This window comes from Aeromonas sp. 602396 (genome assembly GCF_049173735.1).
Taxonomy (GTDB): Bacteria; Pseudomonadota; Gammaproteobacteria; order Enterobacterales; family Aeromonadaceae; genus Aeromonas; species Aeromonas veronii_A.
In genome coordinates, this window is the sequence record NZ_JAAKSD010000032.1 from 1 (window position 1) to 689 (window position 689).

Consider the following 689-nt stretch of genomic DNA (forward strand, 5'->3'; position numbering starts at 1 on the left):
CTGAATGCGGGTGCGACCGAAACGGATGGCACGGTACAGGTGCTGCTGACCAACACGGTGAGTATCAGCGATGGCGACGGGTCAGAGACCTGGACCAGCCTGGTGTATACCTTCAACAATTTGCCTGCGAATACCACTGCAGTGGGTGGCACCCTGGTGGGTAACGTCCTGACAGTGAACGTGGTGGCGGGGGCATTGCCGCCGGCGTTCGGGCTGGTGTTCCCGGCGGACTATTCGACGGCCGGGGTGTCGGGCAGTGCGAACAACACCGGTGCGCCCATCAGTTACACCGTGGTGGCGACCACCAATGAAGGCACGGCCAACAGCAGTGGCACGGTCACTATCGGAGTGGAAGGGGATATCAGTGTCAGCGCCACCAACCTGGTGCTGGCAGAAACGGATGCACCGGTGGCGGTATCGCTGGCGGCGCAGCTGGGTGTCATTGCGACCGACGCGGATGGTTCGGAGCAGGTGACCGGTGTGACGGTGACCCTGAGCGGTGTGCCGGCAGGTGCGTTGATGGGGGCAGGCTGGGTGGCTGGCGCGGTGGCGGGCAGCTACAGCTGGAGCGGTGCGAGCACAGCGGGCGTACCTGGCTTTAGCTTGCCGGCGGACTGGAGCGGGGTCGTGAATGGCAATGTGGCGGGGACCACGGACGAGGGTGGGGCAGACAGCAAGCCCTTCACCGT

At 64.7% G+C, this 689-nt stretch carries 1 protein-coding gene; it reads left to right on the forward strand.

The genetic code is table 11. The features are described from left to right. Window positions 1-102: 102 nt before the first annotated feature. The coding region (locus tag G5229_RS20550) for a hypothetical protein (RefSeq protein WP_421210256.1) at window positions 103-689 on the forward strand (587 nt) is incomplete at its 3' end.